The organism is Frankia sp. AgPm24 (assembly GCF_023243055.1).
GTDB lineage: Bacteria > Actinomycetota > Actinomycetes > Frankiales > Frankiaceae > Frankia > Frankia umida.
In genome coordinates, this window is the sequence record NZ_JALKFW010000176.1 from 1 (window position 1) to 14938 (window position 14938).

At 71.9% G+C, this 14938-nt stretch carries 10 protein-coding genes; 9 read left to right on the plus strand and 1 reads right to left on the minus strand.

What is annotated here, in order from left to right; translation table 11 throughout:
* Positions 1-736: 736 nt before the first annotated feature.
* The 6 genes from MXD61_RS11740 (at position 737) to MXD61_RS11765 (ending at position 9199) form a co-directional block, all read left to right on the plus strand.
* On the plus strand, positions 737-1147 hold the full coding sequence (locus tag MXD61_RS11740; RefSeq protein WP_248812891.1) for a helix-turn-helix transcriptional regulator: 411 nt from the start codon (positions 737-739) through the stop codon (positions 1145-1147).
* A 99-nt stretch (positions 1148-1246) separates the two neighbouring features.
* Complete coding sequence (locus MXD61_RS28035) at positions 1247-4096, plus strand: WD40 repeat domain-containing serine/threonine protein kinase (protein ID WP_248812892.1); 2850 nt, start codon at positions 1247-1249, stop codon at positions 4094-4096.
* A 481-nt stretch (positions 4097-4577) separates the two neighbouring features.
* The gene (locus tag MXD61_RS11750; protein WP_163549238.1) at positions 4578-5243 is read left to right on the plus strand and encodes a response regulator transcription factor; all 666 of its coding nucleotides are present in this window, start codon (positions 4578-4580) and stop codon (positions 5241-5243) included.
* Between the two features lies 1 nt (position 5244).
* Positions 5245-7404 carry a HAMP domain-containing sensor histidine kinase gene (locus MXD61_RS11755; protein WP_248812894.1) on the plus strand — a complete coding sequence of 720 codons (2160 nt, stop codon included), beginning with the start codon at positions 5245-5247 and terminating at the stop codon, positions 7402-7404.
* Positions 7401-8339: a TAXI family TRAP transporter solute-binding subunit gene (locus tag MXD61_RS11760; protein ID WP_248812896.1), complete on the plus strand. Its 939-nt coding sequence runs from the start codon at positions 7401-7403 to the stop codon at positions 8337-8339. Before MXD61_RS11755 ends, MXD61_RS11760 begins: the two co-directional genes overlap by 4 nt.
* 389 nt (positions 8340-8728) lie before the next feature.
* A complete protein-coding gene (locus tag MXD61_RS11765) occupies positions 8729-9199 on the plus strand; it encodes a pilus assembly protein TadG-related protein (RefSeq protein ID WP_248812898.1) in 471 nt (156 codons plus the stop codon).
* Here MXD61_RS11765 and MXD61_RS11770 read toward each other — a convergent pair.
* Positions 9141-10646, minus strand: coding sequence for a hypothetical protein (locus tag MXD61_RS11770; RefSeq protein WP_308222727.1), 1506 nt, complete (start codon positions 10644-10646; stop codon positions 9141-9143). The genes MXD61_RS11765 and MXD61_RS11770 overlap by 59 nt on opposite strands.
* A 757-nt stretch (positions 10647-11403) precedes the next feature.
* Here MXD61_RS11770 and prfB point away from each other — a divergent pair.
* The 3 genes from prfB (at position 11404) to cobA (ending at position 14911) form a co-directional block, all read left to right on the plus strand.
* Positions 11404-12504 (plus strand): peptide chain release factor 2, encoded by a 1101-nt coding sequence (gene prfB / locus MXD61_RS11775; RefSeq protein WP_248812899.1) that lies wholly within the window; start codon positions 11404-11406, stop codon positions 12502-12504.
* A 496-nt stretch (positions 12505-13000) separates the two neighbouring features.
* The gene (locus MXD61_RS11780) at positions 13001-13828 is read left to right on the plus strand and encodes a polysaccharide deacetylase family protein (RefSeq protein WP_248812900.1); all 828 of its coding nucleotides are present in this window, start codon (positions 13001-13003) and stop codon (positions 13826-13828) included.
* Positions 13829-14107: 279 nt separating this feature from the next.
* Complete coding sequence (gene cobA / locus MXD61_RS11785) at positions 14108-14911, plus strand: uroporphyrinogen-III C-methyltransferase (protein ID WP_248812910.1); 804 nt, start codon at positions 14108-14110, stop codon at positions 14909-14911.
* The last annotated feature ends 27 nt before the right edge of the window (positions 14912-14938 follow it).

Below are 14938 nucleotides of genomic sequence, written 5' to 3' on the forward strand. Positions count from 1 at the left end.
GATCTTCCTCTCCCAACCCGCCCAGGTCATAAGATGATAGCCATCGCCTGACTCACCTCATCTTGACGGGTAGGGCTCGTGAGGTGGGTGGCGCTGTGGTCATGGTTCGTCGGATCGGAAGCACTCCGAAGGTGAATGCGAGCGCTCTCCTACCTTGGCCAGGGTGCGTTTCTGTCACGGTTCCAGTGACCACCTGCGCGAGGCGGACCCTGGCCAGAAACACCGCATCAGTAGCGACACTGGCATCGACCATGGCGCTGACATCAGCATCGACCATGGCGCTGACATCAGCTCGGACACCGGCGGCTTGGACATCGGCGTCAGGGCTTGCGCTGGTATCGGTCGACAGCGCGGGCGGTGACCGCAGCGGCGGAGTCGGCGACAGCGACTCGGGGCGGTGGGTGACTCGGGGCGGTGCGGGAGGCGGAGCGTGACGACATCGCTGGCATGCGGAGGGACGGAGGAGACCTGGCGCGGCCGTGGGCGGTGCGCGCAAGGGCGGTCTCTCGCTCCGCATGGTGGTGCGGGCGATGGTGGTGCGGGCGATGGTGGCGGGGATGACGGTGGCGGGGAAGACAGTGGCGCGCGGGAGGCGTGGGCGTCCAAAGGTGGTAGACGGAGGGTTCCGGTGTGGAACAGGGATCCGTGCGGATAAAATCGGTGGGACGCGTGGTCGGGATACAGGGGACAGCTGTCTACGGGGGGCGGCTGGCCGACGCGCGCCAAGGAGATGACCATGGCTCGACCTGAGCGTCCGCTTTCCACCGTGCCCGGACCTGTCCGCGACTTCGCGGCGGCGTTGCGCGAACTGCGCCAGCAGGCCGGCGCGATTCCCTACCGGCAGCTTGCGAAGGCAGCCCATTTCTCGCCCGCGCATCTCGCTCGCGCGGCGGACGGCCGGGCGTTGCCGCGGTGGGAGGTGGTCAGCGCCTACGTCCGTGCGTGCGGTGGTGACCTGCTCGAGTGGCAGCAACGGTGGCAGCTGGCCAGCGCGGTCGCTCAGGCGCAGCGCGAGTCCGTCGTCGTGGTGCACATGCCGCGGATGCGTTCGGCTCTGGTGGATTCTGGCTGCTCAGGGCATATGGCGCCGGTCCGTCAGCTGGCTTCTGCGCGGTCTGTGGCCTCGGTGTCCAGCGCCGCCGGGTAGCTAAACGGCAGGGGACCGTAGACTCGCGGCTTGTGCTGGGAGAAAAGGGCACAATAGCGGCGGCTGTCCGTGTGCGTTGTTTCTGTTCGGGTGGATGCTGTGCTTGTTGAGCGGGCACAGATCGAGGCCGCGTTGCCCGGCTATGAGCTGGGGGACCAGATCGGCTCGGGCGGCTTCGGTCTCGTGCTGGCCGGCTGGCAGACCAGCCTGCAGCGTGACGTGGCGATCAAGGTGCTGGCCGCGGGCAGAAACCCGAGGTCGCAGGCCGCGGCCTCGGCGGAGGCGCGGATCCTCGCGGGGCTCGACCATCCGCACATCGTGCGGGTGTTCGACTACCGGGAGGCCGAGGGGCTGCGGCTGATCGTGATGGAGCGGCTGTCCGGGGGCACGTTGACCCAGCGTCGGGCGCAGCTCGGTCCCGACGCGGTCTGTGCCATCGGGCTGGCCGTGGCGGATGCCCTGAGCTGCGCGCATGCCAACGGCGTGCTGCACCGCGACATCAAGCCGGACAACGTCATGTTCGACGCGTCCGGGGTGTTGAAGGTGGTTGATTTCGGCATCGCGAAGCTCATCGGTGCCACACCGGTCACCGCGAGCGCGGTGGTGGGCACGCCGCTGTTCATGGCTCCCGAGCAACTGGCCGGCGGGCGTGTCGGTCCGGCGACGGACCTGTACGGGCTCGCCATGCTGCTGCACCACCTGCTCGCCGGCCGTCCCGTGAACCCCGACCACCCCGACCACCCCGACCACCCCGACCACCCGGGCCACCCGGGCCACCCGGGCCACCCCGACCACCTGGGCAGTCCGCGCGACGCGGGTCGTCCAGGCGTGGCGGGCTACCAGGGCCAGGCCGGCCAGGCGGGCTGGCCCGGGGAGGAGGAGACGTGGTCGCTGGGTCTGCCATCGCCGCGTCCGCTGCCGCCGCGTCCGCTGCCGCCGCGTGCGCTGCCGCCGCGTGCGCTGCCGCCGCGTGCGCTGCCGCCGCGTGCGGGTCCGTCGGGTCCGTCGGGTCCGTCGACGGTGGAGCCGTTGGTGCGGGCGGGGTCGGTGTCGGTGACTCGACTCCGACCGATCGTTCCCGGGCCGTTGCCAGCAGCGGTGCCGAAAGAGGTCGGGGAGGTGGTGCTCGCCGCCTTGGCCGCGGACCCGGCACAACGTCCGGACTCGGCGCGGGTGTTCGCTCTCGCCCTGGCGCGCGCGGCCGCGGACGTCTATGGCCCGAGCTGGGTGATGCGGTCCGGGGTGCCGATCAGACTGCACGACGATGTCCGTGCCATCGCCGAGCGGCCGTCCAGACTGCACTGGGCGGCCCTGCCAGTGAGCGGGGAGACGGCTGCTCCCACGTCGATACCGGATGAGCCGGTCGTCGACCGATCTCGGCCGCCGAGGCTGCGATCGCTGGCATCGCTGTTGGCGAGAGCGGCACCGGCGCCGGCGGGCTCTGCCTCTGCCCCGGCGACATCTGGGCCGCGGGCGACATCTGGGCCGCGGGCGGAGGCGCCACGGGTAGCGGAGCCGCGTCCAGCGCAGCCGTGGGCGGATGGGTCGCGAGCGGGTGAACCGCGGATGGCAGGGTCGGCGGCGGATGGATCGGGGGCGCAGGTGTCGCGGGTGGATGCGTCGGGGTCGGCGGCGTCGGGAGTGGCTGCGTCAGGAGTGGCTGCAGGAGCGGAGGCGTCGGGGGTGGCAGCGGCGGCAGCGGACGTGGTGGGGGAGCCAGGGGACATGAGACAGCCCGCGTCGGGGGTGGCCTCGGGAGGTGCGGGTGCTGTGGCGGGGGGCAGGGGCCAGCGGCGGCGCAGCGGGGCCAGGCAGCGGCGGCGGGGAGGCAGGCGGCGCTGGGCGGTTCTGGTCGCGGCTGGGGTGGTGGTCACGGGGCTGGCGGTGACGGGGCTGGCGGTGACGGGGGTTCTGCTGTTCGTCGGCGGTGGCGAAGGTGGCGGTGGCGAGCAGCGGCAGGCCAGGCTGATCGGGCGACCGCTGACCGGGCACACCAACTGGGTGGCGGCGCTGGCGTTCGCCCCGGACGGGCGCACGATGGCCAGCGGCAGCAAGGACGGCACCGTCCGGCTGTGGGATGTGGGTGATCCGGCGCGTCCGCGGGCGCTCGGCGTGACCTCGCCACCGACGGCGGGGGTGCTCGCGGTCGCCTTCTCGCCGCGGGGGGACGTCCTGGCGCTGGCGAACTGGGATGGTTCGGAACAGCTGTGGGACGTGCGCGATCCGTCCCGTCCGCGGTTGCTGCCGGTCGGTTTTCCGCGCAGCGCCACCTCGCTGAGCTGGGTGGCGTTCAACGCGGACGGGCAGCGACTGATGGACGGGACCAAAAGCGGGATCGTCCGGTACTGGGATGTCACCGATCTGCGCCATCCGCATCTGCTCAGAGAGCTGGCCGCGGGTAGTTCGCCGGTGGACTGGGTGCGCCAGACCGCCGATCCGCTCGGCGCGTACCTGACCACCTCGGGCGGCGACGAGAAGAGCCAGCGGATCAAGCTGTGGTGGATGACCGCCGAGTCCGAGCCCAGCCTGCTCGCGGACCTGTCGACCGGGCACTCCGGTCCGGTCTACGGCCTGGCGATGTCGACGGACCTGCGGACCCTGGCCACCGGCGGCAAGGACACCACCATCCGGTTATGGGACACGACGAATCCGAGTGCGCTCCGTCCGCTCTCGTCGCTGCCGCGCGGCCACAGCAGTTCGGTGTGGTCGCTGGCCTTCTCGCCGAACGGACGGGTGCTGGCCAGCGGCAGCTTCGACAACACCGTCCGGCTGTGGGATCTCGGCGACCGCGGGGCCCCACAGCCGCTGGGCGGGCCGCTGACCGGGCACACCGACTTTGTGCAGGCGGTCGTCTTCTCGCCGGACGGCCGTCTTCTCGCCACCGGCAGCCGGGACGGCACGATCCGGCTCTGGCACGTCCCGAGTGCTCCCGCCGTCGAGAGCCGCTGACCGTCTGGGCGGGTCCGGGTTGAGCCTGGCGGCCTGTCCAGGTCGCATCGCGGCGATCGGCGCGCGGTCAGGGTGGGGTGGGGCGGGGGCGGTCGCTGACCACTGACTCCTTGCTGGGCGGGAAGGTTGTGCGTCCTCCTCAGGTGGGTTCGTCCGTGTGTTCGTACCCGATGGGCGATGGGGGGTGCACGGGGTCATCGCGGACGGCTGCGGACGGGGACGCGGCGGGGCCAGTGGCCACGGAATGTGACCAAATGGCGCGACTTTGGGTATGCGGTGGGTATGGCGTGGGTGGGGGTCGGGCTGTCGGATCTTTCGGTGGGGCCCCGGGAACGCGAAGAAGTGGTAGCCGCAACGTGCCTGTGGTTGGTGGGTGTTCTCCCCCGCGGAGCTTTCGCCTGCTGGTCTGGTCCTCGGCGCACGTATCCAGGAGTGGAGGGGCTTCCGCGGCTGTGGCCGTGGCTGGAGGATTGAGGCGTCAATGCGTGTGTTGCTGGTCGAGGACGACCATGGCGTGGGTGGTGCGATCAAGGATGTGCTCGACGCCCGCGGCCATCCGGTCGAATGGGTGACCCGAGGGGCCGACGCGCTGCTGCGCCATCGGGGTGCGGACCTGTTGCTGCTGGACCTGGGGCTGCCGGACATCAGCGGGCTGGAGGTGCTGCGGCGGCTGCGGCGGCTGGCGGCCACCCCGATCCTGGTGCTGACGGCGTCGGGTACCGATGAGCGCGACATCGTCCGCGGTCTGCGCCTGGGTGCGGACGACTACCTGCTCAAACCGGTCCGGATGGACGAACTGCTGGCCCGGATGGAGGCGGTGCTGCGCCGCGCCCAACGGGAGGAGGGCATCCCGGCGATCAGTCGGGTTCAGGTGGGCGGCGTCGCCATCGACCTCGACACCCACCTGGTCACGGTGGCCGGTGAGGAGGTGGTGCTGACCCGGATCGAGTTCGAGATCCTCGCCGTACTGGCGCGTAAGGCGGGTACCGCGGTCAGCCGCGAACAGCTGCTCGACGAGGTGTGGGGCGACGCGTACGTCGCCGTGTCGCGGACCTTCGACGTCCATCTGTCGAAACTGCGCAAGAAGCTTGGCCGGCCGAGCCCGCTGCACAACATTCGCGGCTTCGGTTACCGGCTGGGCGACTGAGGTGCGTAGACGGCTGCTGATCGTGCTCATCGCGGCCGGGCTCGCGGCGCTGGCGGCCTTCGCCGTCCCGCTGCTCTACACCACCGCCGCGGAACGCACCGACCGGTTCGTCGGCCGGCGCACCGCCGACATCAACCGGTTCGCCGAACTCGCCGTGACCGGATCGGACCAGCTCGAACCCGAGATCGACGCGCATGCCGACCTGTACGGCGACGCCGTCATCGTCGTCGATGCCGCCGGCCAGCCGATCGTGCGCCGCGGGGATCTGCCCGACGGACCCGAGGTGGACCGGGCGATCGACGCGGCGCTGCGCAACCAGCGGCAGGCGAGCCTGCCTGACCTGCGGCCCTGGTCGAGTGGCCAGGTCGTGTTCGCCCGTCCAGTCGGCAACGGCATCGAGGTGTCCGGCGCGGTGCTGTTGCTGAGCAGCCGGGAGCGGGCCGCCGCCGACGTGGGACGGGTCTGGGAGCACGTCCTGTTCGGTGTGCTCGCCATCGCAGCCCTGTTCGCCACGCTGATCCTGCTGCTGGTGCGCTGGGTGCTGCGTCCCATCACCCAGCTGGAACACGGTCTGCGGGCCGTCGGCAAGGGCGTGCACAGCGCCTACGTCCCGCCGCAGCAGGGGCCGTCCGAGGTGCGTACGCTGCTCACCTCGTTCAACCGGATGGCGGACGTGGTCACCGAGTCGGCCCGCCGTCAGCGTGCCCTCATCGACGACACCTCCCACCAGTTGCGCAATCCGCTGATGGCCCTGCGGCTGCGGATGGACACCCTCGCCGACCGGCTGCCCCCCGACGCCCAGAAGACCTACACCTCCATGGTCGCCGAGGCCGGCCGGCTCCAGGTCCTGCTGGACGGCATGCGCGCCCTGGCCGTCGCAGACGCCGCCGCCACCGAACTCGCCGCCCGACCCCCGTCCGAGCAGACCTGCGACGCGGCCACCATCACCCGCGACCGCATCGAGTTCTGGACGACCGCCGCCCGCGCCCGCGGTGTCGTGCTCCTCGACCGGACCCCGCCCGGACCCATCCCCCTGCGCTGCACGGACACCGACCTGGAGCAGATCGTGGACGTGCTGATCGACAACGCCATCAAGTACGCCCCCCGCAGCACCGTGACCGTCACGGTCAGCGCCCGCTGGCCCGCCGCCCGCGGCCGGATCACCGTCGCTGACGACGGCCCCGGCGTGCCCGAATCGGAACTGCCGCATCTGACCGAACGCTTCCGCCGAGGCCCCTCGACCCTGCGCCCGGAGGACCCCGCCGCCACCGGCTCCGGCCTCGGCCTCGCGATCGCCGAACGGCTCACCACCAACCACGGCGGACGCCTCATCCTCGCGCGCGTGTCACCGCACGGCCTGTCCGTCGACGTCGACCTGCCCGCCGGCCCGCGGCCAGCCCCCGCGCCCACCTCGACGACCTCCGGTTCCGGTTCCGGCGCCGTGGGCACCGACGGCCACGCGGACGGGGTGAACCTGGCCGACTCCATCCGCGCCGACACCACCCCGACGATCCTGCTGCCCGTCCTGCGCCGCCACCGCGCCCACCGCCGCACCCGCCGCGAGACCATCACCGCGACCCGCCCACCGGACAGCCCGCGTTCGACCTCCGCGCACCCCGCCACCCAGGGACCCAGCACCACACGTTCCGGCATCCCGCGTGCCGAGACCCCGCGTGCCGAGACCCCGCGTGCTGACACCCCGCGTGCTGACACCGTCGGCATCCAGCGTCCTGGCAGCGCGGACATCCAGCGCGTGAGCGGGTCTGGCGCGGGGCGGGCGAGCGTCGCTCTTACCCGTGAGGTGGACGTTCCATCGCGGCCGGCCAGGGCCAGGGCCAGGGCCGGAGCCGAGGCCGAGGCCGAGGGTGGGGCCGGCGGCGTCGGTGAGCGTGCGGCGTCGCGGACGGGCCTGTCCGTGACGCCGGAGGTGGACGTCCCCGTGGATCGGGATGGTACGCGGGACGAGAGCGTCCGCCCGGAGCGGACCACCGCGGCGGACGGGACACCCGACGAGGAACGGGCCCCGAGCGCGCCCGGGTCGGGTCCACACGGGTCGGGTCCACACGGGTCGGGTTCGGGTTCGCGCGGTTCGGGTTCGCCCGGGTCGGAATCGGGTTCGCGCGGGTTGGGTTCGGGCGGGTCGCGGGGGCCGGCGGCATGACGATCTCCCGACGGAACGTGCTGCTGGGCGGCGCGCTTGGTACGGCCTGCGCCGTGACCGCGGGACTCACCGCGGCCTGTGGGCGCTCGGGGCACACGATCTCGATCGCCGCGGGCGAACCGGACGGCTTCTACATCGAGTTCGCGAATCTGCTCCGACCGCTGCTGGACGCCCGGGTCATCCCGACGCTCGGCAGCGTGCAGAACATCCGCGCGGTCACCGCCGGCACCGCCGACCTGGGGCTGGCCCTCGCCGACTCGTTGGACGCCGCCCGCATCGGTGCCCCGGCCTTCGGTGGCCGTCCGATGACGTTGTACGCGCTGGGCCGGGTCTACGAGAACTACATGCAGCTCGTGGTCCGTGCGGACAGTCCGGTGCGCACGCTCACGGACCTGGCCGGACGGTCGGTGTCGCTGGGGGCGAACGGCTCGGGCGCGGCGCTGTTCGGCGAGCGGCTGTTCGCCACCGCGGGGGTGCAGCCGGGACAGACCCGGCATCTGGCGCTCACCGACGCCGTCGCCGCGCTGCGCGACAACATGATCGACGCGATGCTGTGGTCCGGTGGCGTCCCGACCCCGCTGCTCGCCGAGGCCGACCGGGCCTGGGGCATCCGCCTGCTCGACCTCGGCGACTACGTCCCCGCCCTGCGCGCCCGGTACGGCCGGTACTACGACCAGCTCGCCCTGCCCGCCGGCAGCTACCGCTCGGTCAGCGCCGTACGCACCATCGGCGTGCCGAACCTGCTGGTCACCGGTACCCACACGGATGACTCGGTGGTCCGCGACACCGTCCGCGCCCTGGTCGAACACGCGGGCCAGCTCGTCCCCGCCCAGGCTCGCGGCACCCAGTACCTCGACGTCGGCAACCTCATCAACACCGAGCCGCTTCCCCTGCACCCCGCTGCGGCTAGCACCTACCGGGCGCTGCGCGGCTGAGAGCCGGTCCGCGAGCGTCCCGGCGATTGTGGCCGCGTTCTGGCCGGGCGACGCCCGATTCTCCAGAAGGCGTCCGGGTCGTGTTTCCACGGTGCCTGGAATCGGCTGTCCCGCTGGTCCGTCCTGTGGGAAGGCGCTGACGTGTCATGGGCGTCCGCTGGCCGTTGAGGTCCGAGCCGGGATGGTCCTGGCGGCGGGTGGAATTGATACTTCTACAATGCGGGGGCGGTGAGAAGCGGGTCCGGCGGTGAGCGGGAAATCGGCGGACGACCGCGGCTCAGGAGAGGAGAAATCGCGTGCCTGAGCTGCGGAGACGGACGCGCCCAGGTCGGCTCGTGGTCCGCGGCCCGTTCGCCGGGCAGACCCGGGTAACCGGATGTGGCAGGAATATGGCATCAGTATCCGCGCAGCCGCAGCCGCAGCCGCAGCCGCAGCCGTCGGATGGCGGGACGATTCTGATTCTCACCCTGGGCTATCTGATGGTGGCGGCAATGCTGGTGGTGGTGGTGACCGACGTGTCGGCGGTGTACCTGGCGCGGCGCTCGGTGGCATCGGCGGCGGACGGCGCCGCCCTGGCCGCGGCGCAGCGGATTGACGAGAACGCCGTGTACACCGCCGCGGGCACGCTGGACCGGCTGCCGTTGGCGGACATCGACGAGACGGTGTCGCGGTACCAGCAGCAGGCCGACCCCAGTGGGCGGACGTCCCTGTCCGCGAGCCTCGTCGATGCGGCGACGGTGCAGGTGGAAGGGACGCGGACGGTCGACCTGCCGGTAGTGGGCGTACTGGGCGTCGGGCCGGTCACCGTTCGGGCCGGGGCGCAGGCACAGTCGGTGGTCCGCCAGCCCGTCGAACCATGACGCCCTGTTCCCCGGCGCCCTGTTCGCCAGCGTTCAGCTCGCCAGGGCCCCGCGCGTCAGGGCCCCGTTCGCCAGCGCCCCGTTCGCCAGCCGCGGCACTCCCGGTGCTCTGACTGTCGCCTTTCATGGTGTCGACGCTGGACGTCCCCTCGCCGTAGGCGCTGAGGGTGGCGGCGCGCAGGACGGAGGCGGTGGCGGCCGACACGCCGAAACCCGTCGCGCCGAAGCCGGAGGCGCCGAAACCCGTCGCGCCGAAGCCGGTCGTGCCGAGAACGGGGGAACCCGGCTCGCGGGCAGCGGCGTTACCGGGGCCGGTGGCGGGGGTGGCGCCGAGGGTGAAACGGGCGGGGAGCCGGGCGGTGCGCGGGTCCGGTTCGGGTTCGCGGTGCAACCAGGGGGTGGTGGCGTCGACGAGGTCGTCGAGGCCTTCGCCGGTGCGCTGCTCGGACAGTGCGGAGACGTCCCGGACGAGCCGGGCGAGCCACTCGGCGGGGCGCGTGGCGGACAGGGCCACGGCTCGTCCGGCGTGGTCGGCGGCTTCGTCGCGGTCGGGGAACTCGCGGGCCAGCGCCGCGCGGGCCTGGGCCATCCGGACCGAGACGACCATTCCGGTCTGGCCGGAGCCGGTGACCAGGTGGGCGGCGCGTTCCAGGTGCGGGGTGGCCTCGTCGGCGGCGCCGACGGTGGTGAGTGCCTCGGCGCAGGCGAGTGCGAGGTCGGCGGGGGAGTAGGTCTCCAGGGCGAAGCCGGGGGTGCCGAAGGCGGTGTCGTCGAGGCGTTCCATCGTCTGCCAGGCGCGGGCGACGCCTTCGCGGACCCCGGCCGCGTCGCCGGTGGCGGCGTAGGCGCTGGTCACGACCTTCCCGGCGATCAACGCGCGGGTGGCGCTGAACCCGGCGATCCGGGCGGCCACCCCGGCGATCTGCAGGGCGACCGCGGGGCTGTGCGGACGGACGATCCGGGCTCGCAGCGCCAGGGCCCGCGCGGCGAGCGGACCGTCGCCGGCGGCGCGGGCGAGGGCCGCCGCCCGGTCGGCCCGCATGGCGGCGTCCGCGTGCCGACCTCGGTCGTAGGCGGTGGCGGCAGCGGCTGTCATGACCGCGGCGTGCAGACGCATCCAGTCCAGGGCGGCGCGCCCGCGCAACCGGTGTCGGCCGGGTACCGCCCGGGTCGCCTGCTCGAGTTCGGCCAGAGCGGCGGCGGTCGTGGCGAGTTCGGTGGTCTCGTAGGCGCCGACGGCCGCGTCGAGTACAGCGGAGCAGACCTCGTGCAGGACGGCGGGCCGCTCGTCCGCGTGACGGGCGAGCTCACGGCCGATGAGGCCGCCGGGAGTGGACGGGCCGGGGCCGGTGCTGTCGGCATCCATGCCTATGGCGCCCATCGCGAGGCTGGTGGCGATGAGAACGGTACTTCGATCCGCTCCCGCGCCAGGGGTCGGGTGGGGCATGATGGCAACCTTCGTGGCTCGGCGGGAATGGTCACGCCGCGGCCCGGAGACAGCGGACGGTGACGGGCGGCGACCTGGTGTGCGGCCATCGGGGTTAACCCGGCGGTCCGACCGGTCAGCGGGCAGGTTTCGGTTGCCATCGCAGCCTCCTTGCATCCCACGCACAGCATCGGACATTCGGCGAATTCAACGCTGAAGTCCGCATCTGAAGATATCCTCTCGATGCCGCATATGCCGGTGTTCGTCCCCGCCAACGATGTGGGCCAGATCTCTTCGTCAAATGCCGTGAGCGCCGGGACGGCAGATCATCCGAGTGGGTGCGCTGGTCCGGTGCGGACTCGATTGTCCTTGGCGCGGGTGCTGGTTGGCCAAATGCTCCCGGCACGTCGTTTCATGTTTCACTGCGATGTCGTCAGGGCATTGCATGTTTCGATGATGTGTTCTTTCACGACTGGCGCCGTGGCGCGGATCGGGCTGTCCGTGGTCGACCACGGACCGGTCCGCCACCGGAGGGCTGCGACGTGTGACGGATGGGTGGGCGGGCCGCGCGGGCCCGCGACCAGGCCGCACGAGCCCGCGGCCGGGCTACGGCCGGCGCTACCACCGCGACCGGGCCGGGTCGTGACCGCAGCGAGCGGGTGGCGACCGCCGCGACCGGGCCGGGACGGGGGTCGGTGGACGTGTGGACGTGTGGACGTGTGCGGGGCCAAGATCGGTGCTTCGGTGGGTGTGCGACGGTCCCGGTAAGGTGAATGACATGGCCGCCGACCTGTCCGAGGAGATCAAACAGCTTGATGCCACGCTCAGCGGCATCGAGTCCGTGCTCGACCTGGCAGCGCTGCGTCGCCGCGCCGAGGAGCTCGAGCAGCAGGCGGCGGATCCAGAGCTGTGGTCAGACCAGGATCGGGCGCAGGCGGTCACCCGCAGGCTGTCCTCCACCAAGGGTGATCTCGCTCGGGTGGAGGGGCTGCGCAGCCGGCTCGACGATCTCCTCGCCGCGGTCGATCTCGGAGACGACGACCTGCTCGACGAGGCGGCCGCCGGCCTGCCCGCGCTCACCACGGACATCGCCGCCCTCGAGGTGCGCACGCTGCTGTCCGGTGAGTACGACGAGCGCGACGCGATCGTCCAGCTCTCCGCCGGCGCCGGCGGTGTCGACGCCGCGGACTGGACGGCGATGCTGCTGCGGATGTACCTGCGCTGGGCGGAGCGGCACGGCTACGCCACCGAGGTCTTCGACACCTCCGAGGCGGAGGAGGCCGGCCTGAAGTCGGCGACCTTCCAGATCAAGGCCCCCTACGCCTACGGGACGCTGCGCAGCGAGCACGGGGTGCACCGGCTCGTGCGTATCTCCCCGTTCGACAACCAGAACCGCCGGCAGACCTCGTTCGCCGGCGTCGAGGTCACACCGGTCGTCGAACTGTCCGACCATGTCGATATTGACGACAAGGAACTTCGGATCGACATTTTCCGGTCATCCGGCCCGGGTGGTCAGGGCGTCAACACCACCGACTCCGCGGTGCGGATCACCCATCTGGCGACCGGCATCGTGGTCACCTGTCAGAACGAGCGCAGCCAGTTGCAGAACAAGGCGGCGGCGATGATCGTCCTGCAGGCGAAACTGCTCGAGCGGCGCCGGGCCGAGGAAGCCGCGGAAAAGGCCCGGATCACCGGCGGCCCGCAGGACGTCTCCTTCGGCTCACAGATCCGCAACTACGTGCTGCATCCGTACCAGCTGGTCAAGGATCTGCGTACCGACACCGAGACCTCCAACACCGGCGGCGTTCTCGATGGCGAACTCGACGCGTTCATCGACGCCGAGATCCGCTGGCGGCGTTCCGCCGAGAACCCGGCCTGATCGGGTCGGGCCTGATCGGGTCGGCCATCCGGCGCGGCACGACACCGCCGGATGGCCGGTAGATATCCTTTTTCGCGGGTTCGAGGCGTATCCACCGTGGCCATCCGGTGAAATTCTGTTCGATCTGATCGTGGTGACGGGGGGCTCGGGGTCCCCGCGGGTGGGTGGTTCCTGATCCCCGCCGGACGCACCGGGCACGGCGGTCGGGACCATTGGCACGCCCGGTATGCGCGTGTAGAGTCCCGGAGTAGTTCGCGCACCGTTCGATGTTTAAACTTCGCTCGCTCCGTCCGGTTCGCGCGCTGCGACGCCTGATGGGAACCCTCATGGGAAGTACGTCCGTGTCACCTGTTCGTCCACGATTGAACACCGTCGTCGCGGAGGGAGTGCGGCCCGTGTACCCCCAGTTCTGCACACACCGGCAGATACGCGGAATTGACCGGCCTAATCCGGGCGTAGCAGCCGCCGCGGCGGGCAGGGAGTGATGGTGACCACCATGACGACCGCACTTCCCGGGGTTGACACCGGCCTGATCGAGCCTGCGCTCGCGACTCCGTTGCCCGTTCTGATGTATCACAGCGTGGGTGATTCGGTGAGCGCCGATTTCCGGCGCTGGGAGGTCCCGCCGGGCGCGTTCGCCGAGCAGCTCGGCGCGCTGTCCGCGAACGGCTATCACCTCACCGGTCTGTCCGACGCGCTGGCGCATCCCGAGCGTCGCCAGGTGGCGATCACCTTCGACGACGGCTTCGAGGATTTCGTCACCACCGCGCTGCCCGCGCTGCAGAACGTCGGCGCCGGCGCCACCCTCTACGTCCCCACCGCCTACGCCGGCCGCCGCGCCTCCTGGCTCGACGGTTACAGCGAACGTAACCTTCCCCTGCTGGACTGGCCCGATCTCGCCGCCCTCGCCGGCGAGGGTGTCGAACTCGGTTCGCACGGCCATCGCCACCTCGAGCTGGACGTCGTCCCCACCGCCCTCGCCCGCTACGACGTGACCGCCAGCCGTCGGGCCATCGAGGAGAACACCGGCCGCAGCCCCGACAGCTTCTCCTATCCGTTCGGATACCACTGCGCGTCCGTGCGCAGCGTCGTCGCCGCGGCCGGGTTCTGCTCCGCCTGCGAGATCGGTTACCGCCTGCACCAGCCGATCCGGTCCCGGTTCGCGATCAGCCGGCTCGTCGTGGAACCCACCGCCGGCGCGGTCGAGATCCTTCGCCTGGTCGCCCAGGGCCACCGCGATGCCCTCGCCAGCGCCCGGCGCAGCCTGCGCTCCGGCTGGCGGGCCTACCGCGCGGCCCGCTGGCGTCTCGGCCGCGGCGCCTGAGCTACCGCACGGCACCGCACGGCACCGCACGGCGGCGCTGCACGGCGGCACTGCCCACGGAACGCCGGGGCGTCCGAGGGTGTGACGCATCTGGGGGTTCCGCGCCGTCGGTGCTGGCCAACCCGCACACTGGGATGAGTCGTGCCCCTTGGGGTGGGTCGGTCTCTGGCGGGCAGGGGTCTGGCAGGCGGGCGGAGGCGAGTGGCGTTGGACAGCTATGGCGGGTCGGACGGCCATGACGGGCTGGACAGCTATGGCGGGCCGGACGGGCCGGGCGGATTGGGCGGATTCGTCGGTGGATGGGTGGCGCTGGTCGGTGGCGGGCCGGGGCGGGCGGATCTGATCACTGTCCGTGGCCTGCGGTTGCTGCGGATCGCGGACGTCGTCGTCGTCGACCGGCTGGCCCCGCGGGAACTGCTGGCAGAGACCCGGCCGGGCAGTGAGATCGTCGACGCCGGCAAGGCGCCGCACGGTCACAACCTCACCCAGGACGAGATCAACGCCGTGATCGTCGACCGTGCCTCCCGGGGGCTGGGGGTGGTCCGCCTCAAGGGCGGTGACCCGTTCGTGTTCGGCCGTGGCGGCGAGGAGGCACTGGCCTGCGCCGCCGCCGGCCTACCCTGCGAGATCGTCCCGGGCGTGACCAGCGCCGTCGCCGTCCCGGCGCTCGCCGGCATCCCGGTCACCCATCGGGGCGTCACCCAGGACGTGACCATCGTCAGCGGTCACGTCGACCCCTCCCATCCGGGTTCCACCGTCGACTGGGACGCCCTGGCCACCGGCCCGGGCACGATCGTCGTGCTGATGGGAGTGACGGCCCTCGCCGGGGTCAGCCGGGAACTGCTCAAACGCGGCCGCCCCGCGGACACCCCCAGCGCCGTGATCCACGCTGGCGGCACCCCGGACGAAACGGTCGTCGTCGGACCCCTGTCCGAGATCGCCACCCGTGCCGCCGAGGCGCACATCGCCTCGCCCGCCGTCATCGTCGTCGGCGAGGTGGTAGCCCTGCGCGACCGTCTCCTGGACGGCCACCTCGCGGCCCGCACCGCCCTGGCCGCGCACACCCACCCGCACCGTCACTGACATCACGCGTCACGGCGGGGTCGGTCA